This is a genomic window from Shewanella canadensis, assembly GCF_003966225.1.
In the GTDB taxonomy this organism is placed as follows: Bacteria; Pseudomonadota; Gammaproteobacteria; order Enterobacterales; family Shewanellaceae; genus Shewanella; species Shewanella canadensis.
The window spans coordinates 242,645-265,116 of record NZ_RXNU01000004.1; the positions used below are offsets into that span (position 1 = coordinate 242,645).

Consider the following 22,472-nt stretch of genomic DNA (forward strand, 5'->3'; position numbering starts at 1 on the left):
TATCGTCGGTGACAGCATTTTATAATGACTCGGTTGCTTTAAAATTGTCTGCGAACAGAGTGATAAAATTTATCATCCTTAATACATATTTTAATCTTAGATATATATCTTGGAGTTAACAACTGTTTTTCGAGGGTATATATCTCACACAATAATTAGCTCTAATCAAAAAGCGATACATGTTTTTTGAAAGAGAGTACTAACGATTCTACTATAAAAATAACATCCAATATATTAAGTAATAAATATATTAAGGGCATGTCATGATGAATATAAAAGATAAACACACACCATATAAGAAGCTAATACTTGCAGGTATGATCTCTATGTTGGTGGCTTGTGGTAGCGATAACGACGATCCAGCTCCACCACCAGAAGAAAATAATCCGCCGGTTGCTAATCCAAGCAGTGCTGAAACCACTATTGGTACCAGTATCCTGATCGATGCTTTGGCCAACGATACCGATCTCGATGGTGACCCATTGACTATCGAAACCGTGACAGTGACATCAGGCGCTGGAACGGCATTGATTCAAGATAATAAAATCTTGTTCGTGTCAGATAAAGTCGGTGCCACAATAATCAATTACACCATCTCAGATGGTAACGGCGGCGAGGCAGAGTCGACAGTCACTGTCGTGGTGCTATCAGATGAAGTAGCCCTGGCCTATGTCGGTTCCAATACCTGTATCTCTTGTCATACGGATAAGAAAACCTATTTCGAGACCGGCCATAACTTCAAGCTGACTAAGGTTAATGGAGAGAAGCCTATCTACCCGTTTTCCTCTATTCCTGACGGGATCCTGGAGTTTTTTGATACAAACAACACCTTGGGTAACCCTTCCAGCTGGGCCGATATAAGTTACGTTATCGGTGGTTACAAAAGCAGTACCATGTTCATCGACCAGAATGGCTACATCATGACCGGGAATGCGGTTGGTACATTCCCTGTTCCAGAGGGGACTGAAGCTAATGCCCACATGACGTGGCCCTGGAACCCGAATGATGCACCGGATTCACATGGCTATGATTACTGTGGTAGATGTCACACTACAGGTTGGAAGGATTACACAGAGGGCGCAGGCGATAATCGAAACCAGAACAGGCAGGATGACATGCCGGGAATGGGCGGCACGTTTGCTATGACCGGGGTTCAGTGTGAAAGTTGTCATGGCGCCGGTAGTGAACACGTTAAGGGCCCGTCAAAACATAATATTGTTAAACTCGCCGAGGCACGTGTTACTGGAGATTACCTTTCAGATGGTATGGGATATGGTGAGGCGGCTACCTGTCAGGAGTGTCATACCACCGATGATGCCGTCAGACGCTACCCGGACTATCAGTCTCCCTTTGAGCAGACCTTTGGTGGCGTAACCCTGAATGCACGCTTGCTGCGGACCTCTGGCTTTGGCCCCGAAGGGCGCCGAGATGGCCGTGGTGGAAGACATGCTGCGACAACCTTGATAGGTGCCGATCCGGATACAGGCGAGGCGATGGGCAAGAAGAAGGACTTCACCTGCTCAACTTGTCATAATCCTCACCGCTCTGAACTCAATCAGGACCAACCTGGTCATGAAGACGCGATGGTAAGACAGTGTACCGATTGTCATACCAAGGAGTTTGCCGACGTCCCTGGTAGCGAAATCGCTTCTGCCGCTCACGAGTTCATCGCCAAGTGCACCGATTGCCACATGCCAAGTTCATCTCACCTGCTCAAGATCGATCTCGAGGGGGCAAAGGACGACCCAAGACACTTCTCTGCAGATGGCGAGTACATGAAACCTTGGCTTCGTGCCTACGACAGCTGTTCAGGTTGTCATGCGGATGACTATGATGCTCGTGCCGCGAAGATAGGACAAATTCATAAGTATTAGTATAAGTATTAGTATTAGTTTTCCTGCAATTTCCTGAGGCAAACCCTCTGAAGTCAGTCCCTTGAGGTAAATCCCCTGAGGTAATTCCTTTGAGGTATTAGTCCAGGGCAATGCCAGTCAATCATATTGACTGGCATTTTTTGTTCTCTCACCTGCTGTTGTTTTTTCAATCGACTAAGGTCTAATCCAAACTTATCCATTAGATAGCCAAGATAGAAGTTCAGAGAGTCATGAAATAAGTTGGTGTGGTATGTTTACGATAATTTGCGCAATTTTTACCCCGTGATAATATCAAATAGATATATACGGGAGCAGACTATAATAAGATGAAAAAAATAATAAAATCACTTCTCGCCAGCAGCATCATTCTCAGCTTTAGCTCGTTCGCCGAAACGAGTTTAATCACCAATATCAAAGGTTACAGTGTCAATGATGGCAAGCTGACTCAGTTTAAGGCTATTGCGTTTAAAGGGGACAAGATCGATAGGATTTTCGGCCAAGATGAGCCGTTACCCGATGATGCGGATATTAAGCTTATCGATGGTCAGGGACAAACCATGCTGCCGGGACTGATAGATGCCCATGGGCATGTATTGGGCTACGGCCTCAGTCTGATGCGAGTACAGCTCAGGGGGGCTAAATCTGAGCAAGATGTGGTGGAGCGTGTACAGTTATTTCGCGCCGAAAACCCCGAGCTTAACTGGATCCAGGGACGAGGTTGGAACCAGGTACTCTGGCCTGAAAAGTCATTTCCAACGGCAGCCACCCTGGACAAACACTTTCCCAATACGCCGGTTTGGCTCAGGCGTATCGATGGTCATGCGGGCTGGGCGAACAGCGCTGCCATTAAGTTGGCCAATATCGGCGCTCAAACTCAGTCCCCACAAGGTGGAGAGATAGTCCGTGATGCTAACGGAGAACCTACCGGGGTGTTTATCGATAATGCCATGGATCTGATCACCGAAAACATTCCCTCTCTGACACGCTCTGAACAAAAGAGTGTGCTGCTAACCTCGATGAATGCACTGGCAAAGCTTGGACTCACCAGCGTTCATGATGCCGGCGTGGGGAGCATGACCCTCGAGGTTTATCGGTCGTTAGCCCAGTCAGAACAGATGCCGATACGCGTCTATGCCATGGTCTCGGCAGCTGATGAGGAGTTTGAGAGCTTGATGGAGAAGGGACCTTATCAGGATCCCAGAGACAAGCTGGTCATCAGCAGCGTGAAAATATCCTCCGATGGCGCCTTAGGTAGCCGCGGGGCTGCACTCATCGAAGATTACAGCGATCTCCCCGGTCACAAAGGTCTACTTCTGTACTCAGATGCCAAGCTGACAAATACCATGAAGATGGCAATGGAGGCGGGTTTTCAGGTTAATACTCATGCCATCGGCGATAATGCCAATAAACTCGTGTTAGATAATTATGAGCGCCTGATTAAACAGACCGGCACCCGGAATTTAAGACACCGAGTCGAGCATGCTCAGGTATTAAGACTCGTTGATATCCCTCGTTTTGCAAAGCTTAACGTCATCGCCTCGATGCAGGCGACACATGCCACCAGTGATAAGAATATGGCTGAAGAGAGACTCGGTAGTGAGCGTATTAAGGGAGCTTATGCCTGGCGGAAGTTGCTCGAATCAGGTGCGATTATCGCAGCCGGTTCCGATTTCCCGATAGAGTCGGCTAACCCTTTCTTTGGTCTGCATGCCTCCGCAACAAGGCAAGACCAGCAAAATTTGCCCGAGGGGGGCTGGTATAGTCAGGAGAAGATGACGCTTAGTGAAGCATTGAATAGTTTTACCCGTGATGCCGCTTTCTCAGCCCATCAAGAAAACCAAATTGGTCAACTCAAACCCGGTATGAAGGCCGACTTCATCTTAATCGATAGCGATATCTTTAACATTGAACCTGAGAGTCTATGGCAGACAAAGGTCAATCAAACCTGGGTAGACGGAGTGAGAATTTACTGAACGGGGAAGTCGTTTATTGGGCAAATAGCCAAGGGTCTAATAGTCTTCAACTCTGTTTCAGAACATAATTCTAACGAAGAGTTTGAGCTCTTAATTTGTTTATAGAGTTTGACCATCTATTTTGCTAAATGGTCTCAAAAATCTGTAAAGAAAACTTAACGATTTGATAGGGAGATTTATATCTTAAGTTATTGGTAAATCAGCTTAACTTTGTAAGGATAGCGAGAGCTATTGCCTTGTTATTGGACTATAGTTTTATTTAGCTAAACATTTGGCTTTAATAGAAAGGATCTCGAAAATGAAACTCTATAACCTGTTTATCAGCTCGTGCGTTTTATGTGGTTTGATGTTTGGCTTTACCTTTTCAGCTTACGCTGAACCCACCTCGGCCGAATATGGCGTGATCTTAAACCTCTCCGGTAAGCAACGTATGTTATCTCAGAAGATGTCTAAAGAGGTCACTCTGATAGGACTTAGTGTCGATGCCGAAAAAAACCTCTCCAATTTATCTGCCACCTCATCACTGTTTGATAAGACACTTAAAGGCTTGAAAGAGGGGGATGCCTCTCTTGGACTGCCGGCCACCGAGAGTAAACGTATCGTCCGCCAGCTCGATAAGGTTGCAGGTATTTGGGCCGATTTCTATCCTGTCATTCAATCTATCATCACCTCCAAGGCGGTGTCAGATGAGCAGCTATCAGTGATTGCCAGTCAGAATTTACCCTTGTTGAAACAGATGAATAAAGCGGTAGGTTTATATGAAAAAGAGGCGAAGAAGAGTGGACTGAAAGCGGCGCCAGGACTCGCTGCGACACTTAACCTTTCGGGTAAGCAGCGCATGCTGACTCAGAAGATGAGCAAAGAATTTTTCTTGATAGCTCTGGGCCATGACATTGAGCAGAATAAATTGAATTTGCTGGAAACCTACTCTCTGTTCGATCGAACCCTTAAAGGGTTAAAAGATGGCGACGAGGTGTTAGGTTTGCCAGGCACAAAACCTCAGCACATTCGCGAACAGCTGGATGTGGTTGGCGGCTTATGGGTGAAGTTTAAGCCATTAGTCGAGCAGGGCGCCGATTATAAAACGACAGCAATATCCTCGGCGCAAGTTGACGCCGTTGCTAAGTCTAATCTCCCACTACTCAAGCAGATGAATGCCGCAGTAAAGCTATATGAGAAAGAGGCGGCAAAATAGTAGAACTTAACTCAGCGGGGATAACTTTATGCTAATTAAAACAAAGTTATATGCAAGCGGCGCTCTACTTTGTGTTTTGCTTATCGGGATTAGTCTAGGCGCTTGGATCTCCTTTAATGGTCTGGCTCAACGTTTTGAGCAGGTCGTCGATGCGTCATCGAGTAGTGCAAAGAGCGCCGAGAAGGCGACGCAAGGCTCTGCCAGTGGAAGCCAGCAACTTGGCGTCGTCAATGCTGACATGATGTCGATTGTCGATGGAATCAAGCGTGCAAACCAAAGAACAAAACTTATCAGTAAGAAAGTCGATGATATCAACGTGACACTGACTGAGCTGATGGACACAATCGAAGAGCTATCGGAAGATGTGACCGACGATGATGCGCTGTCTATTCTGGAAGAGGTTAGCGATGAGATTGGTGATATCAGTGAGCGACTCAGACGTGAGGCATTAATTAATATTGTCGATTCGTCTAAAAATATGGATAACTTCAGCGTTCAAATTTCACAGCAAGCGTCTAAGGTCTCCGAGCTCGACGTTTTCTTGCGTCAGCAGGTTGAGGTGAGTCAGTCGACCATGGATACCAGCGCCGAAATTAAACAGCTGGCGACTGAAGCTTCTGGCGAAGTGCAGTGGCAGCAAAAACTATTTGTGTCTGCGTTAGTTATTTTGGCCTTGTTGTCTATGGCCGCCGCGTTCCTTATCGTGCGGGCCGTTATTCACCCTATCAACAAGACTGTGCACCTTATGCAGGATATTGCCGATGGTGATGGTGACCTGACACAACGGCTCGAGTCGGAGGGTGACGATGAGATGGCATTGATTGCCGGGGCCTTCAATCGTTTCGTTGAAAAAATGCAGGTGTTGCTAACCGATGTTACCCACTCAATGGAGGAGTTGCGTCAAGCCTCGAATCAAACCCTGCAAGCGATGACGGATGGCAATGAGGCGATGCACAAACAGCAGCAGGAAGTGGAACAGATCGCTACTGCGATTAATGAGATGAGTGTGACCTCTCAGGAAGTTGCCCAGAATGCTATTGGCGCAGAAAAGGCAGCGGTCGAAGTCAATGGGCATGCAGACTCGGGGAAGTTGGTCGTTAACAGTGCATTGAGTTCGGTTTCAAGTCTTGCCGATGAGGTACAAAGTGCAGTCGATGTTATTAATTCATTGGATCAAAAGTCTTCATCTATCTACTCTGTGGTGAATGTGATTCAGTCGGTATCGGAGCAGACAAACTTGCTGGCACTTAACGCTGCAATAGAGGCCGCCAGAGCCGGTGAGCAGGGGAGAGGGTTTGCCGTCGTGGCAGATGAAGTCAGAGCCCTTGCTGCGAAGGCGGAAAGCAGTACCAAGGATATTCGGGAGATCATCGATGAAATTCAAACTCTGACCAAGCAAGCGGTGACGGCAATGGAGTCGAGCAAAACGGTAAGCTCAGACACCTTGCTAGGTGCACAGTCAGCGAGTGAGGCGCTGGATGCGATAACCGGCTCCATGCATACCGTGACAGAGATGAATACTCAAATTGCTCATGCGGCTACAGAGCAAACCGGGGTCACCGATGAGTTGAATCAACGGGTGATTCAGATCAGCGAGTTGTCTAACCTGACATCAATCCAGGTGTCGAATACGGTTGAGACCTGTGAGTCGTTAAATCGAATAAGCGAGACGCTGTCTAATCAGCTGACTCAATTTAAAGTGTAGGTTAGATTCAAAAAGGAAAGCGTAAACGAAAACCGGGAGCCAAACGGCTCCCGGTTTTTATTTTAACGAGCTGTTTATTCGGGAATGCTGCAGTGGGCTCACTCTTAATCAGTCTTAAGTGGTTAAGTGCTTATGAAATACCGTGACCTTATGCCCCATATAGCTATCTCTTCCACGTTCAATCATGCCCACTTTTCTGGCTAATGCTTCGGAGCCTCTATTACCTAACAGGATTAAGGCAATGGCTTCATTGATACCAAATTGCGGGAAGGCTTCCAGTGCCTTACTTCCGGCTTCGAAGCCTATTCCTTTGCCCCAATATTCCGGAAGGTAGCGATATCCTAGCTCAACCTCGTTAAATTCGGTGACAAACTTTGGCCCACAAAAACCAATCACCTTTTTATCGGCTTTATGTTCGACAGCCCAGCGGCAATAACCTAACTCTTCATAGCTTGGCAGTATGACCTCATTCAGTATCTGCTCGGCTTGAGATATTGATGACATAGGTTCGCCCGGAATATAGGTCAATATCTCGGGAATGCTGTTAAGCAGGTATATGGCATGAGTATCCTGGTCGTTGAAGCGCCGTAACACCAGCCTGTCCGTTTCAGCAATAATCAAATCTAGCTCCCTCTCTATCCTTGATGATGGTTAAATTTAACCTATTTATAACATGTGCGCGGCTAAGAGTGATAGATATCTGCTCTTTCAGGGTTTAGAAATTTTGTAAGCGGGAGTGTTGACGGGGGGGGCTAATACCAGTCGGTATAAGAAAGTGATCTACTCAGAGTGATTTTTGGCAAACTAATTCAAGGCGAATGGATGAGGGAATGGTCCTCCCTTTTGAAGTCATTCAACGCAGAAGTAGGCAGCCCAAAACACTCCTGAAAGGCGAGTTTTAGCGCATCCGATGCTGTGTTAACGAGCTTAAACGTAGAATAACTATGTTCTTCACTCGTTGCGAACAACACGGATGTTGTAAATGCCCTTTATGCAGGAGCAATAAAGGGCCTTGCCTCAGAAGCGTTAAATTCTCGCTGAGCGATCACATCTTTATACTGATTGGTATAAGGATGAACTTGAGAGTTAAGACAAAGTTAAGACAGAGCGAAGTGAACCATTATTCCACTCTGTCTTTAGCCTTATTTTACAACCGCTTGATGAAATCGGTTACCGATCACGCCGCCGACAAGCAAAAAGATCAGGTAAATCCAGCCAGATAGCGACAAGTTAGCGATAGGGGTAAATAGGGCGCCAACATTACAGCCATTGGCGAAGCGAGTACCCAATCCCATCAGCAGGCCGCCTAAGGCGAAAAGTGCGAACTGTTTCGGTGAATGATTAAGCTTAAATGAGAAGGCAAATTTTCCCATGAAGAGCACGGCCACTAAGGTGCCTAACATGATGGCAAAATTTTGCACTGAAATCCCATGGCTGAAGAATGAGGTGGTAAACATAGCCGTAGGGCGATGAGTAAAGTTGGCAATATCATCGACACTGACCCCAAAGGCCATTAAGCCTTTAGCGAACCAGATCCCGAATGGCGTCGAAGCGCCCCATCCAGCGCCCGTGGACATCATCATCACACCAAAGATTAAGGCGATAACGAGCGCCGTGGTCTTCATCTCCCACAGGTTACCCAGCCACTGTCGATAGCTGCTGGTACTCAATAGGGTGAAGCCTTGCTCAGTGTCTCTTGCTGTCATGTTTTGACGCGCGGTCTCTCCATCGACACCTAAGAATGTCCCATTGGCGCGACGGTAGTTTTCATACTTCTTGGCACAAAACACCACTATTCCGGCGAGTATCATCGTCATTAGTACAGCCATAAAGTAGCCGTTTAATGGGCCCCAGCTAAATAGATCCGGCAGGTAGACGCCCTTACCGACGAAGCTAGCCGAAGAAAATGCCGTGGTGGTGATCCAGCTCTGGGTCGCCTGTAGTGGAAAACCTAAGAAAACACCGCCGCCAAAAAAGAGCAGTGTCGTTAACGCGCGGGGAACATCACTCACCAATTCGACCATTACACCTGTCGCGCAGCAACTCGACAGACTCATGCCTGCACCAAACATCACGCCCCCCAGGAGTAAGCCTAAGTTGATTGGATTAACCCAGAGATCATAATTATTGATATCAGAATTGAGCAATAACCCGGCATTGATAACAGCGGTCACCACGAACATCAGCATCAAGGTTTGTAAGAGTTGAGTCGAGCCGCGCCTGTAGGCACGATTAACACTCCCGGCAAAACCAATCGAGCCCTTGGCTAAGGCGAAACCAAGACTCAAACCGAACAGTAAACGTAAAAAAAGAGATGAGTCCTCAAGTAGTGTGCCACCTAAGACTAGGGTGACAATAAGGATTGAGACGGCAGATAGCGCTTGTTTTTTATTCATTAAGACAACAATTTTAAAGTAAATGAAGTAGATAACAGAGAAGTGACATTGGCTAAGTCGCCATGTTTCAACTGATAAAAACACAGGAGTTAAATGATGGGCGAATTGTCGTGATAACTAAGCCCCATGTCCAGTGTTTGATATGACCATTTAGTATATCTTGGTCGCTCTGGCTATATTGATTTAGAGTCGCTTAAGCCATTTTGAGACTCATTATTACAGGTTTCCTCTCTGGAATGGATTACTTGAGGGAGCAGGCAAGAGAGTTACCTCTTATCACCGAGGAGTTAGCAATGGCAGTTGCTCTATAGTGGAGTTCTTGTTGGTGAGGTGACAACTAGGCTATCTTTATTACTTCGATGGACAAAGGCGATTTCATCAACTAAAAGATCTTAAGGTGTATCGGAAAATTTAGCCGATGGAGAGCATCTTGAGTAATTGCATTTTGTCACAGAGTATTAAATCCTGGCATAGCGCTGCCATTCGTTTATTGGGCCGGAGCCTCTGCCTTGTGGGATTCCTGCTGTCTATGGGGCTAGTTATTGAGGGCGTTATTGGGAAATCTATGGCTTCAGAGTCACCAGGCAGGCCATTTAGAGTCTGTTTTGAGATGCAAGATAACATGCCTTTTATTCAGGGGGTACCCGAGGATGGTGTGGTAGTACTCGGTGAGCATGGGGTCTTAGCGGATCTGTTAATCCTTGCGGCAGAGCAGCACAGTATAGAGTTAAGCTTCTCCTTTATGCCTTGGAAGCGTTGCATTCAGCAGCTGGGTCAAGGCAAGGTCGATGGGATCATTGCCGCCATCTGGTCTTCTGAGCGTGACTCATGGGGCGTATTTCCTAAGATGGGGGAAGCGGTAGATAATGAGAGGGCGATCTGGTTTGTCGATTACCTCATCTATATTAAGTCAGGCTCTGGGCTCAATTGGGACGGTAGCAATTTTTCAGGTGTCCACTACGGTATTGCGGCACCACTGGGTTATATTGCGCATCAAAAATTGAGTGAGCTTGGGGTGCTGCACAATCAAAATCTCTCCCTTACCGATGGCTTTGCGCTATTGGCGTTGGAGCGTCTGGATGGTTATGTGGTTGAGGAGAGTATTGGCCGCCGGGTTATTAATGATCTGCAACTGACCGATAAGCTAGTGTCGTTAGCAACTCCTTTTATGCGTGTGCATTGGTTTATACCTGTTTCTCATCAATGGTATAAGGCTTACCCTGAGTTCTCATTGGAGTTTTGGCTTACCCTGAAGGGTATCCGGGAAACTCAGGGAGAGGCATTGTTGCAACATTATCTTGAGCTACCTCCTGAGCGAAATAAGTAGGGGTAAACTACTAAAGAGTAAAGGGCTTCAGAAACTATTAACCCTCATAAACTAAGCACTCTCTCAAATAGTAATATGTTAGTCTTGGCTGATGTCACTTGAATACGCAGGCTAGTCTCACCGTGGACACATTTACCGAGGTTGTTAATTTTTTCTCCGGTTTTGGCATCCCAAGTCAGGTGGTTAAATCACAACTGTCTCAATTCAGGTCGATCTCATTGAGCGCTGCAGGAGTGTTACTCGTTCAGGGAGCCGAACAGGACTATGGCTATTTTATCGTGTCCGGCACGCTTAGAGCCTGTCATTACGGTGAGAGTGGCCTTGAGCGATGCAAGGAATTTTATTTTGAGGGTGAGCTATGTTTCCTCTATTCAAGCTGGTTGCAGGGAGTGACGGCGCAATATCAAATCGAAGCTATCGCTGAGGCTGAAGTGGTAAGGATCCCTTTGAGTTTACTGGCATTACCCCAACTATTACCCGCTAAAGTCGCACTACTGCAGCAACAGCTGATATTCAAGGAGCAGAAAGAAGCACTGTTATTACTCAATACCCCGGAACAACGATATCGACACCTGCAGCAGTATTGGCCACATTGGGTGACTAAACTTAACAACATTCAAATTGCCAGCTATATAGGCATCAACCCTGTCAGTCTTTCTCGATTAAAAGCGAGAATTAAAAGCGAAAAATAAAGAGGTCACTTAACTTAAGTTAATTCCTCCTTTGCGGTTTCTCTCCATAATCCCTGCATTATTTTTATTATAAAATCCGTAGGAGGAAACTGTGTCGGCATTTCTTTGGTCTCAAGTTTTGATAGCCATCGCTATCATATTCGATCTGGTATCATTTCAATTTAAGCAGAGGCAACAAATTGTCTGTTGCTTATGTGTTTCGGGCCTCTTGATTAGTGCCCATTTTGTTTTACTCGAACAGTGGACCGCGGCAGGCTTGATGTTGCTGGCGAGCATTCGTTATTTCACCAGTATTTTTACCACCTCTAAGAGGTTGATGTTCCTCTTTCTAACCTGTGCCTTGATGATCACCGCTATGACGTTTACCGGCTTAATCAGCTTGTTGAGTTTTAGCGGAACGCTATTTCAAACCACGGCTGCATTTTGTCAAAGCGATCAACGTCTGCGGCAGCTAATGATTGTGGGGACTTCTCTGTGGTTGATTCATAACTATCTGGCTGGTTCGCCGACCGCCGTGGTCATGGAGGTGTTGTTTATTGGCAGCAACATCATCGGCTATTACCGATATTATGGGATGAGTCTGCGGCTGCAGGCTAGGTGCTGACTTTGTTCCTATAGATAAAATGACTAAAGAGAGAGTTTAAACTAAAGAGAAATACCGCCAATTGCGGTATTTCTTGATTGACTACATTGATGGGGGGCCGTTGAGGAACCATGGGATTTAGCCCCCGAGTCGACTCGTTAATCGCGGATCTTTGTTCGGGACCCGCTCTGTTGATGCCCCCCGCTTTTATGAGAGCTGCTCTTATTGGCCGAGGAGTGAGTCGGCCTGCTGGAGTTATGGCTCTTCACCTGCTGACGGCTCTGCTTTGGCTGTATAGAGCGTTGGGGTTGATGACTCTTTACCTGCTGATGGCTCTTCGCTGGCTGATGATTCTTTAGATCTCGTTGATGACTTTTCACATCTCGCTGATGGCTCTTCTTTGGCTGCACAGAATGTTGGGGTTGATAGCTTTTCACCTGCTGACGACTTTTCGCTGGCTGATGGCTCTTCACCTGCTTGTGGCTGGGTGTGTTGTGAAGCTTATTGGTAAACCGCTGTTCACGACTCTTACTTAACTGTTTATTTAGCTCACGGCTCTTACTTAGCTCACGGCTGTTTGCTTTACCGCTATGGAGTCGGTTGTTGCTCACGTTTGCGTGACTCGACTGATGACGTTCGGCTTTTCTTACCTGTTTGGTATGCGCCATGCTTGGGCGATGGCTATTATATCTTTGTTTCACATGGTTACTGCGGTAAGCAACGCCACGTCTATGTTGTGGCTTATGTTGCCAGCGCTGAGCCCCGTGACTGGTGACGATTCTGCCTCTGTGACGATAATGGTGTGAATTATGATGGTGCGTCACCACAATATGATGATTGCTCCAATGGAATGCACTGAAATAGAAGTTAAACCTGATATGTACGCCTGTGTTCCAGTAAAAATGTCCATAGGGGCGGCGAACATAATAGGGGTATGGTGCCCAATATACCGGAGGATAACGGTACCAGCGCCAATGACCATAGACGACTCTGGGATCGTAGTAGGGCACATAGATCACCTCGGGTTGTGCTGGCTCGATGACAATCTGATTATTAACCCGTGTGACCGAGACATTTTCCATCTCAGACAAGCTATCGGCTTCATCGGCTTGCTGTCTCAATGATTGAATGCTGGCGAGTAATTTAGCCTCATCTTGAAGGAACGCATCACCCAACTTTTGAGTCCAGGTTAAGTCGTTACTGAGTTTTTCCAGTACGTTCGGGAAGGCAAGCAGGGCGATGACACTGGGATCCCACTCTTTGCCTTCTGCCTTCGCCATTAATTGTTCGGCAGGCAGAAGCGTATTTTTACTCTGCAATCGACTGGCTTCCACCACTTCCAGCGGATAGGTTGCCGCGATGAGTATATGAGTTAGTAGACTGTCCGGATACAGGGCGATTGGGGCAAGCATCTGCTCTAGCTCAGCTTCACTGAACATCGATTGTGCACTGTCATTGGTTAATTCTTGGGCGCTGACATCTTGCATCAGTACTACCGGAGTGAACACTATCAATAAGGATAGGTAACACCATTGTATGAATGTTTTCATGTCGTCTCCAAACTCATTCTTATGACTTTAGAGACATAATAAAGAGTCGAAGATGAACACAAGCTGAAAGGCTTCCCTTGTAAGAGCGGCTTCAGCCGCGAAGCTTTCTCTAACAATATTCCCGGCTAAAGCCAGTCCTACATATAACATTCCCAGCTAAATGAAATTTTAATCGTTATTTTTTTGCCCCCAGCGGAAGCTTATCTCAAACTTAGCACCGCCCAGCTTCTCTGAGCTGGACACTGAAAGCTTGCCGTTATAACTGTCGATAAGATCACGCACGATGGCAAGGCCTATACCGTGACCTTGGCTGTATGAGTCGGCGCGAATGCCCCTCTCAAATATCTGGCTCTGTTGCTCGGGGCTTACCCCTTGGCCGTCATCCTCTATCGCTATATTTAACTGAATGTCACTCGAGGTGACGCTTAATAACACCTTTGATTTCGCGGCTTTGCAGGCATTATCTAGCAGGTTGCCCAGTATCTCGGTCAGGTCAGACTCATCGCCCTTAAATATGGCCTCACTATCGACTGATTCGGTGATCTCGATTTCGGGGACTCGGTAGATTTTCCCTAAGGTTCTGACGAGTTTTTCGCTGACAGAACTGACCTTAACCCCTAAGTGCCACGAAGAGCCCGCCGCGCTTTGGGCACGTTTGAGTTGATGGCCTATGATTTTATTGATCACACTTATCTGCTCAAAGGAGCCTAGGCTGAGATCTTTTTGACTCTGGATTACGGCTAAGGGGGTTTTCAGGCTATGGGCAAGATCTGACAGGGCATTTCGGTATCTTTTGCGTTGGTTCTGCTCGGTATTAAGTAAGGTATTGAGTTGGCGCGCGACGGCTTGCAACTCCGTCGGGTAGTCTGCCCCCAGCTGCATGGCCCGGCCCTGTTCGACATCATTGAGTTCCTGTTTAAATTTAGCCAAGGGCTTCAAGGTCCAGAGCAGCCAAGCCAGCTGCACGATACCCAGCAGTGCCATTAAGATCAGTAACCAGGTCCAGAGTTGGCGGGTAAATTTATCTATCTGCAGCTGAAAGTCGGCCTGATCTTTAATTATATGAATAGTGATGGGGAACTGCTGATTTTGCCTCTGCTCGAAACTGGCGCTGAAGCTGTAGATAATATGGGGTTTCCCCTCGAGGAGTATTTCGCCGAACTCACTCTGACCCGTTGCCGGATGGGGCAAGTGTTGAGGCGTTTCAGACGCGAGAAAGGAGTTTGATTGCCACAGCAGATGTTTAGCCGGTATTCCCTGAGTTTTATCTGGTGTCGATATCAGTGCATATAAGCCGGATTGAATGACATTAAATTGATTTTCAACCAATAGCTCTGGCATGAGTAAACGATTATTGTCTACTTCGGTGACGGCTAACACTGAATAGAGGTAAGCACTGAGTTCATTTTTAGCGGCGCTTTTCACCTGTTGCTTGAAGGCGTCGTTAAGAGTGAAACCAATCAAGGGCAGCAGGACCAAGATCAACAGCAGGGCACTGACAACCAGTCTGGCCTTGAGTGAGTTGAGCAGGCCATTTTTTGAGGGCGTTGCTGTCTCTGATTGAGCTTGAGAGGACGATTTATTCATCAATTTTTTCTGTTTTTTGCATATGAGTCAGGCGGTATCCCTGTCCCCTCAGGGTTTCGATAAGGCCAAATGTGTTATCCGGATCCAGTTTCTTTCTCAATCTTCTGATAAAGACTTCGATAACGTTAGAATCCAGATCGAAGTCTTGATCGTATATATGCTCCGTGAGTACGGTTTTAGATATGACTTCGCCAGGGTGCAGCATAAAGTATTCAAATAACTTATATTCTGTGCCGCTTAGGGTGATCACCACATCACCTTTTTTGACTTCTAAACTGCTGGTATTGATGCTGAAGGGGCCATTACTCACTACTGGGCTGGCCTTACCTGCCGAGCGACGGATAAGCGCCTTGAGTCTGGCAACTAACTCCTCGGGATGAAACGGCTTAGTGAGATAATCATCGGCGCCGGCATCGAGCCCCTCAACCTTATCTTGCCAGCTGTCACGGGCCGTTAAGATCAATATTGGGAAGTCTATCTCCTGCTCGCGAAGTGTTTTTATTAGTGTGATGCCGTCGAGCTTAGGTAAACCAACATCGATAATCGCCGCATCGTAACGGTATTCGGTGCCTTGAAACAGGCCAATTTCACCATCATCGGCCACATCTATGTTGTAATTTGCGTCCACTAAGTGCTGTTTTAAATTGGTCTGCAGCTCAATGTCATCTTCTACCAGAAGTACTCTCATGGTTTCATTCCTTAGTCATAAAGTGCTTTCATCTTTGATAAAAAGATATGAAGCTAATTTCTGCGAACGCTGCCGGTTTTGGCATCGACAGAGACGTAAAACACCAGCCCCTCGTTCGATATCAACTTAACTCTGTAACCCGGGTGACCATTGACTCGACTCGATTGTGCCTTGAGTACTTTTCCCTGATATTGACGTTTAACTAACTGAATAGCCTGTTCACGACTTCTGACTTTGAGTTGTTGGGAGGATTTTTTCGATGTCTGGGTGGCGATGCTCATCGAACCGGCGCCAATCCCTGGTAGTTGGGCACTCGAGGCCTGTCCGAAAAACGGAATCAGAATACAAGTTGTGAGTACCAACATGGAACCAAATTTCATTAAATGCCCCGCTCAGTGCCAGGATAGTTGTTATAGGCTAGTGTAAAAGATCCCGTCATATTAAGAAACCAGCAATGGCCTTATCCTGAATGCCTGTTATCTCTTTCCTTTATCCATCTTCATATATCAATAACCGATCCCAGATGAACGTTAGCTGAATTTGTCTGCTGGCTCGAAAAGGGGGCTTTATGTAGTGGGATTAACTGTTCAATTTTTAGCGTTCAGCTTGTGTTCACTTTGATCCGGCTCTAATGACCTCAACAACCGAAAAAAATTAATGAGGCTTTGGATATGAACAGTTACTCGAATATGAGCCAAAACAAGCAAAACATTCTGAACGCAGATGAGTATAGGTCGGGGGCTAACCGTCTTGGCTCCCGATTGCTAAAGTCAGGTGTGTTTGGTGCCGCAGTGTTAAGTGTTATTGCGCTGAATTTATCTATATTAGCCCCCGCCAATGCCGACACCTTGAATCAAACCCTGCTGTTAGACGGCACAGGCTTGGTTCAACAAACCTTCTCAGTTGGACGCGAGATGAACCCTGCTCAATCAGCTCTGGGGGAAGGTGTGAACCTTGATGCTAGTGTTCAAACTGATAATGAGTTGCTGCAGATGCTAACTCAGAAAAAACTGCAACTGCTGACAAGCAGTGAAGGTGTTAAATCAGACGGTATGAGAACCAGAGAGGAGGTGATATTAGCCCATAAAAACGGTCAAACCTCCTCTAAGTATGCCAAGCAAAAAATGGCTGGTGAAGTCGCTCAATTTGCTAATCCTATATTCCACGAATTTTCTATTTATGAGGCCAGTAGTCGATTGTTTACAGACAATGATCTAGACGGTTTCTACCAGACGTTCAGTGTGACCTTCGATGCTGACTTAATCGGGTTTGGCAGTTATGAACGTGCCGATGTCTATGCCGAGCTATATCTGAGCCGCGATGGGGGCCCTTGGGTACACTACTATTCCACCGACATCTTCACGATTATTGGGGATTCGAGTGATGATGACTTTGAGGTGTTAACGACGCTACATACCGGCTATCCGGCAGATTATTATGATGTGCTGATCGATCTTTATGAAGTGGGGTTTGATGATATTGTTGCGACTCTCAGCTCGGACGATACCGATAACCTCTATGCCCTGCCGCTGGAAAGTAGTGACCGTGATGATATCTATATCGGCGATAGCAGTAGTGAGGGGCATGGTGGTGGATCACTCTCCTTGTTTGGCTTATTTATTCTGGGCTGTCTATCGCTCAAACGCCGCTTATTCTGAATTCAGGCGGAGCAAACGCTATCTGCGGGAGCTCCCCCGTTGAGGTCGTGACTCTTGGTTTGATTGCACTTTATTCGTTATGAGCTTGGCATTAAAATGTCAGGCTCATCTGTTTTAAGCTGTTAGAACATCTAAATCGCGAATTTATGTGAATAGGATTAAAGAGTTGGATAACTTCTTAAACCTGTTGATTAACACTTAAGCAGTTGGTTTGCCTTTACATTGTAAAAGTTCACGATAAATCCCGCTAAAACCGCCATACAACGCACACATTTGTATCATTGTCAGAAACAGGTGTTGCGATCTAAATGCTAATCGTTATCATTCGCCTTAATTATTTAAAGGGAATGATAACAGATGAATCAATTTCGTTTTTCACTACTTGCAGTGGCCTGTGCTTCAACATTTTTACCTATGACACTTCACGCTGCACAGGCACAAGGGCTGGAAAACACGGATGTTGAGCGTATTACTGTCTATGGAAGACAAAACCAGGTGGTCATGAATTCAGGGCTTGCAACAAAGTCTGATATGTCTTTGATGGAAACACCTGCGGCGGTTGTTATTGTCGATGAGGAGCTGATTAACGCTCAGGGCGTTAATAGCCTGCAAGACTTAGTGCGTAACATCAGTGGCGTGACTCAGGCGGGTAACAACTATGGTATCGGAGATAACCTGGTTATCCGTGGTTTAGGCGCAAACTATACCTACGATGGTATGTATGGCGGTGCGGGTCTGGGCAACACCTTTAACCCAACGCGTTCACTGACTAATGTCGAGTCGGTCGAGGTGCTTAAGGGACCCGCGACCGGGCTTTATGGCATGGGCAGCGCCGGCGGTGTGATCAACCTGATTGAGAAGAAACCTCAGTTTGAATCTAAAAACGAGATTGGTGTCGAAGTCGGTCAATGGGATACTTATTCGTTAAGCTTAGATAGTACAGGCGGTTTGAGTGATAAGCTGGCATATCGCGTCGTGGCTAAAACGGCACGTAGCGACGGCTACCGTGATATCGGCACCGACAGAGATGAGGTGTACAACTCTCTTAAGTATGTGTTTGACGATTCTCAGGATCTGATGTTGTCGGCATCCTATATCAAAGACTCCATTGCCGTTGACTCTATCGGTCATCCAATCCGAATTTACAATGCCGACTCAGTCGGTGGAAAAACCGCAGGCGAAGCAAACTGGGAAGATCTGATTAATGACCCTGAGGGTAAAGGTATTCAGCTGACCGATGAGCAGCGCCAACAGTTGGCGAACTCGTTAGCCGCCAGCGATGGGTTAACCCCTTATGAGTTTGGTCATGCGGGCCTTATCTCACCGATGGCGAAAGATAACGAAGGTGAAGAGTTAAGGTTTAAGCTGACCCATAATATCTTCTTCAACGACAACCTGTTCCTGAATCAGCAGCTGCAATACCGTGATTACACTTCAGGCTTCTCTCGCCAGACGGGCGCCTACAACTATGTGTACTGGAACCGTCGCGGCACCATCAACGCCGATCCCCGTGCCCCTCTGGTCGAAGACGGTGTCTTGTACCCGTTTGCCGCACGTCGTCAGGAGTACCGTCAGGTATCTGCCGATGAGACCTCATGGCAGTATTTCGCCGATCTCAGATATGACTTCGAGCTCGCAGGTATCGATAACGAGCTGTTAGTCAATGCTAACTTCGAAGACCGGAATATTCGCTTCAAGCAGTACTCTATCTATGACGCCGATAAGGTGATTAAGAACAAGGCGGGTGAGGTTATCTACCGGGGAGCACTGCCTTATATCTACGATATCCGCAAACCAAACTGGGCCGAAGGGAGCTTTGAGGATCACGATCCCCTGATGACCAGCAACTACAATAAGAAGGTCAATGCTTGGGGTGTCGGCCTGCAGCATGTCGGCTATTTCGACTATGGTTTCACGACTCGCATCGGTGTTGCTTTTAATGAAATTAAGCAAAGCTATGAGCACTTCGGTGTCGATGAGCGTTATCGCGCCAGCGCAGCCGAACCGACGCCGGAGCAAGACACGACAGATAATGGTATCACCTATAACTTAGGCGTCACCTATATGCCGACGGACGATCTCTCCTTCTTCGTTAACCATTCTAAGGGCCGCACGGCTTACAGTATGTTAGGTGGTATCAAAGGAGATGACTCAGACAGACAGGATTCAGAATCTGTTAGTGATGATCTGGGTATGCGTGTTAAAGCGTTTGACGATCAGATGTTGACCTCACTGGTGCTATTTAAAAGTGCAAGAACTAATCTACGTTACACCAATCCAGATTACGATGCTGGGGTAACCGGACCCGAAGTTCCGCAATACTTTTACGATGGCAAAGAAGAAACGACAGGTGTTGAGCTGGATATGAATGCGCACCTCAATGATCAGTGGGCGATAAACGTCAACGGTGTCTATCAAGACACAGGAACGGGAGGGCCGGTAAAAAAAGGTGTGCCTTATGTTACAGCCAGTGCCTGGGTCACCTATGGCGCCGAGTGGTTCTCGCTGAGCAGCCCGCTTGAGATCAGCCTTGGCGCGAAGTATGTCGATGAGCGTAGCACTAACTCAAGCTCATTCGGTATCCCGACCGGATATGTACCTAGCTACACTGTGGTGGATACCGCTGTCAGTTATCAGGCCGACAGCTGGAAGTTACAGCTTAACGTGAATAACCTGTTCAACGAGACCTACTACAATAAGGCGATGTTCTTAGGTGGTATGCCGGGTGAGGAGCGCAATGCTAAGGTGACATTTAGTTATCAGTTGTAGGCTCCTAGTTTCTAGTTTCTAGTTTCTAGTTTCTAGTTTCTAGTTTCTAGTTTCTAGTTTCTAGTTTCTAGTTCCTTGCTATAGGCCTCTATCTGTAGAGGCCTGATGTTTATTCACTCACTAATTCCTAATTAATTAAGCCGCCCACTATTGTCGTGACTTAGTGTTTCATCTGTGTCGCTAAGGCAAAACGATTCCAGGCGTTGATCATAATCACCTGCATCATAGCTTCTGCGAGCAGCTCCTCTCCTAATTTATCCAGACACGCCTGATAACTCGCATCGGATACCCCCGAGTCGGCGATTAATGTCATGTCATCTGTTAATGCTAATACCGCACGCTCTTTGTTATCGAATAACGGAGACTCTCTCCAGGCCGATATGGCAAATAGCTTTTGCTGTTCAATTCCGGCCTCGAGTGCTTCGGCCGTATGCATCTCGATGCAGTAAGCGCACTGGTTAATCATAGATGCACGTATCTTAATCAGCTCTTTCAGCTTAGCGGGAAGCGCCGTTTGTGAAAGGTAATTTTCAACACTAAGCATGGCGGTAAGTGCGGCAGGTTGTGTTTTAGCCAGATCGATACGTTCAGTCATGTCATCTTCTCTATCTTGATAAAGTGAGTCGCTCTATTGCGATGACCAAATTGTGCATTATTCGATATTAGGGTGGAATAGCTGCTGAAGCTGAAATAGTTTTGCGTAAAACGCAAAGGTGAGCGATATTACTAGGTATTAAAATTGACAGATGTCGGGATAAACAGATGTTAGATTTGATTAAGGTGTTCCATCAGGTTGTCGAGTCGGGAAGCTTCTCACAGGCAGCACAAGCATTAAACATGGCTCCCTCTTCCGTTGCCCGCAATATCGATAATCTGGAAGCCCTGATACAAACCACGCTCTTTAAAAGAAGTACTCGTCAGCTGATTTTGACCGAAGAGGGGAGTTACTTTTACAAACAGTCGGGCAAGTTAGTGGAAGATGCCGATATCTTGCTGGCAGAGATGCGAGGGGCTCGGGATACTCCACAAGGAATGTTGAGGATCTCTGTCTTCGAAAGTTTCGGTAACCTATGTCTGGCACCGATTATTCCTGAGTTTTTGCAGATGTATCCGGATGTGCAAGTTGATCTAGACCTCGACAATAAGCTGGTGGATCTTCATAGCGACAATGTCGACCTTGCCATTCGTATCGGTGTTCCACAAGATAGTGGTTTAAAAGCTAGAAAACTACTGGAAAATCGTACCCTATTGACAGCATCCCCTTGTTATTTAAATCAACATGCAGTTATCACACAGCCCGATGATCTACATGGGCATAATTGTTTACTCATCAGTCAGGAGAGGCAGAGGAATCATTGGTATTTTAACAAAGGGAAAAGCAATCGAAAGGTCTCAGTTAAGGGGAATTTTATTTCTAAAGGAGGCTCTCCCTTGTTAACTGCAGCTTTAAAGGATTGCGGGGTACTCTTGTTATCTGAGTGGATGGTTAAACCTTATCTTGAGAGTAAAGCGCTAGTGGGAATTCTACCTGACTGGACAGTGAATCATTGGGAAGATGGCAGTGGTGAAATTTTTGCTATCTATAAAAGTGCTCAATATCCTAAGCCTCATATCAGAGCTTTTTTAGATTTTCTGGTGAAAAAGTTAGGGCAAATATAGTGTCACGAAATAACGAGTAATTGGCTGATTATTTTTCATTAAGAAGAAACGGAATATGGAAATTGAATGGGAAACAATAGATTATTTAAATGTCACCTTGCCACCTATCATTTTAAATGCCGGTGTGCCTCGAACTAAGGTATCTCTGCCGAACTCTTGTCCGCAATTGGGACAGGTGCAAGGCGTTTGAGTGTAGTCCTCGACAATGCGCTCCTTGAAGCATTTCACTAAGGCGCCTTTGCCTCCCTTTCGATACTTAAACAGTTGGATTTTACACTTAGCGCAGAAGATGTCGACGGTGCGGGAGGGGCCTTTCTTATTGGGTTTTGCCATCTTTGAGTTTAATTTAAGGTCGGTAAAATTATTATGTCCATTGTAATAAAAACAGGGGGATTACGCTAAAGTTAGCTATCATTTTCTAATGAGAAGATCTGTGATCTACTGAATAGGATCTCAGCTTTAAATAAATCGTACCGATCCCCCATTAACAAAGTACCCAATCAAGTTTAAGGAAGCAGTATGCCCCCTATTTTAAATATCAGGAAACCGACGTCTTCAATTGTACTTACACTTGCTGCCTCCGCAATCCTGCTCAGTGCCTGCAGTAACTACGATCCCGTTCCCGTTGAGAAGTGTAATGAGGTGGTTAAACACGCAAGAAAAGTGCTGGGGAGTATGGCGCCGGATAGCAGGACCATGATGGCTGACTGCAAAGCGGCATCGGATAGTGAGCGAGGTTGTGTGATGGCGGCAAGTAAGAAGGGGGCGCTTGCTCAATGTATGTAGGAGAATAATTCCCTGTATAGGTTTTATGCT

At 46.4% G+C, this 22,472-nt stretch carries 19 protein-coding genes; 11 read left to right on the top strand and 8 right to left on the bottom strand.

What is annotated here, in order from left to right:
- Positions 1-263 precede the first annotated feature (263 nt).
- The 4 genes from EKG38_RS09555 to EKG38_RS09570 all read left to right on the top strand — a co-directional run bounded on the left by EKG38_RS09555 (position 264) and on the right by EKG38_RS09570 (position 6,747).
- A complete protein-coding gene (locus EKG38_RS09555) occupies positions 264-1,874 on the top strand; it encodes an Ig-like domain-containing protein (protein ID WP_126520029.1) in 1,611 nt (536 codons plus the stop codon).
- A gap of 326 nt (positions 1,875-2,200) precedes the next feature.
- Positions 2,201-3,847: an amidohydrolase gene (locus EKG38_RS09560; protein WP_126520030.1), complete on the top strand. Its 1,647-nt coding sequence runs from the start codon at positions 2,201-2,203 to the stop codon at positions 3,845-3,847.
- A 298-nt stretch (positions 3,848-4,145) separates the two neighbouring features.
- The gene (locus EKG38_RS09565; RefSeq protein WP_126520031.1) at positions 4,146-5,042 is read left to right on the top strand and encodes a type IV pili methyl-accepting chemotaxis transducer N-terminal domain-containing protein; all 897 of its coding nucleotides are present in this window, start codon (positions 4,146-4,148) and stop codon (positions 5,040-5,042) included.
- A gap of 28 nt (positions 5,043-5,070) precedes the next feature.
- On the top strand, positions 5,071-6,747 hold the full coding sequence (locus tag EKG38_RS09570) for a methyl-accepting chemotaxis protein (RefSeq protein WP_126520032.1): 1,677 nt from the start codon (positions 5,071-5,073) through the stop codon (positions 6,745-6,747).
- Between the two features lie 114 nt (positions 6,748-6,861).
- On the opposite strand, the gene EKG38_RS09575 is transcribed toward EKG38_RS09570, so the two are convergent.
- Positions 6,862-7,368 carry a GNAT family N-acetyltransferase gene (locus tag EKG38_RS09575; RefSeq protein WP_126520033.1) on the bottom strand — a complete coding sequence of 169 codons (507 nt, stop codon included), beginning with the start codon at positions 7,366-7,368 and terminating at the stop codon, positions 6,862-6,864.
- Between the two features lie 521 nt (positions 7,369-7,889).
- On the bottom strand, positions 7,890-9,143 hold the full coding sequence (locus tag EKG38_RS09585; protein WP_126520034.1) for a YeeE/YedE family protein: 1,254 nt from the start codon (positions 9,141-9,143) through the stop codon (positions 7,890-7,892).
- A gap of 430 nt (positions 9,144-9,573) precedes the next feature.
- Here EKG38_RS09585 and EKG38_RS09590 point away from each other — a divergent pair, with 430 nt between their 5' ends.
- The 3 genes from EKG38_RS09590 (at position 9,574) to EKG38_RS09600 (ending at position 11,766) form a co-directional block, all read left to right on the top strand.
- Positions 9,574-10,470, top strand: coding sequence for a type 2 periplasmic-binding domain-containing protein (locus tag EKG38_RS09590; protein ID WP_126520035.1), 897 nt, complete (start codon positions 9,574-9,576; stop codon positions 10,468-10,470).
- 122 nt (positions 10,471-10,592) lie between these two features.
- Entirely contained in the window at positions 10,593-11,162 is a 570-nt protein-coding gene (locus tag EKG38_RS09595; protein ID WP_126520036.1) for a Crp/Fnr family transcriptional regulator, read from the top strand.
- A 91-nt stretch (positions 11,163-11,253) separates the two neighbouring features.
- A complete protein-coding gene (locus EKG38_RS09600; RefSeq protein WP_126520037.1) occupies positions 11,254-11,766 on the top strand; it encodes a YgjV family protein in 513 nt (170 codons plus the stop codon).
- 137 nt (positions 11,767-11,903) lie between these two features.
- Here EKG38_RS09600 and EKG38_RS09605 read toward each other — a convergent pair whose 3' ends face one another.
- The 4 genes from EKG38_RS09605 to EKG38_RS09620 all read right to left on the bottom strand — a co-directional run bounded on the left by EKG38_RS09605 (position 11,904) and on the right by EKG38_RS09620 (position 15,950).
- Positions 11,904-13,295 (bottom strand): DUF3300 domain-containing protein, encoded by a 1,392-nt coding sequence (locus tag EKG38_RS09605; RefSeq protein WP_126520038.1) that lies wholly within the window; start codon positions 13,293-13,295, stop codon positions 11,904-11,906.
- Between the two features lie 168 nt (positions 13,296-13,463).
- Entirely contained in the window at positions 13,464-14,882 is a 1,419-nt protein-coding gene (locus EKG38_RS09610; protein ID WP_126520039.1) for an ATP-binding protein, read from the bottom strand.
- Positions 14,875-15,570, bottom strand: a complete 696-nt coding sequence (locus EKG38_RS09615) for a response regulator transcription factor (protein WP_126520040.1) — start codon at positions 15,568-15,570, stop codon at positions 14,875-14,877. Before EKG38_RS09615 ends, EKG38_RS09610 begins: the two co-directional genes overlap by 8 nt.
- A gap of 53 nt (positions 15,571-15,623) precedes the next feature.
- Positions 15,624-15,950, bottom strand: a complete 327-nt coding sequence (locus EKG38_RS09620; RefSeq protein WP_126520041.1) for a PepSY domain-containing protein — start codon at positions 15,948-15,950, stop codon at positions 15,624-15,626.
- A gap of 291 nt (positions 15,951-16,241) precedes the next feature.
- Here EKG38_RS09620 and EKG38_RS09625 point away from each other — a divergent pair, with 291 nt between their 5' ends.
- Both EKG38_RS09625 and EKG38_RS09630 read left to right on the top strand, forming a co-directional pair.
- Positions 16,242-17,228: a choice-of-anchor H family protein gene (locus EKG38_RS09625; protein ID WP_126520042.1), complete on the top strand. Its 987-nt coding sequence runs from the start codon at positions 16,242-16,244 to the stop codon at positions 17,226-17,228.
- A 357-nt stretch (positions 17,229-17,585) separates the two neighbouring features.
- The gene (locus tag EKG38_RS09630; RefSeq protein WP_126520043.1) at positions 17,586-19,997 is read left to right on the top strand and encodes a TonB-dependent receptor; all 2,412 of its coding nucleotides are present in this window, start codon (positions 17,586-17,588) and stop codon (positions 19,995-19,997) included.
- A gap of 160 nt (positions 19,998-20,157) precedes the next feature.
- Here EKG38_RS09630 and EKG38_RS09635 read toward each other — a convergent pair whose 3' ends face one another.
- Complete coding sequence (locus EKG38_RS09635; RefSeq protein WP_126520044.1) at positions 20,158-20,592, bottom strand: carboxymuconolactone decarboxylase family protein; 435 nt, start codon at positions 20,590-20,592, stop codon at positions 20,158-20,160.
- 167 nt (positions 20,593-20,759) lie between these two features.
- Between EKG38_RS09635 and EKG38_RS09640 the strand changes: the two genes are divergently transcribed.
- On the top strand, positions 20,760-21,656 hold the full coding sequence (locus EKG38_RS09640) for a LysR family transcriptional regulator (protein ID WP_126520045.1): 897 nt from the start codon (positions 20,760-20,762) through the stop codon (positions 21,654-21,656).
- A gap of 81 nt (positions 21,657-21,737) precedes the next feature.
- Here the strand turns inward: EKG38_RS09640 and EKG38_RS09645 are convergent, their stop codons facing one another.
- The gene (locus EKG38_RS09645) at positions 21,738-21,989 is read right to left on the bottom strand and encodes a hypothetical protein (RefSeq protein WP_126520046.1); all 252 of its coding nucleotides are present in this window, start codon (positions 21,987-21,989) and stop codon (positions 21,738-21,740) included.
- A 186-nt stretch (positions 21,990-22,175) separates the two neighbouring features.
- Between EKG38_RS09645 and EKG38_RS09650 the strand changes: the two genes are divergently transcribed.
- Positions 22,176-22,442 (top strand): hypothetical protein, encoded by a 267-nt coding sequence (locus EKG38_RS09650; protein WP_185826823.1) that lies wholly within the window; start codon positions 22,176-22,178, stop codon positions 22,440-22,442.
- Positions 22,443-22,472: the final 30 nt, after the last annotated feature.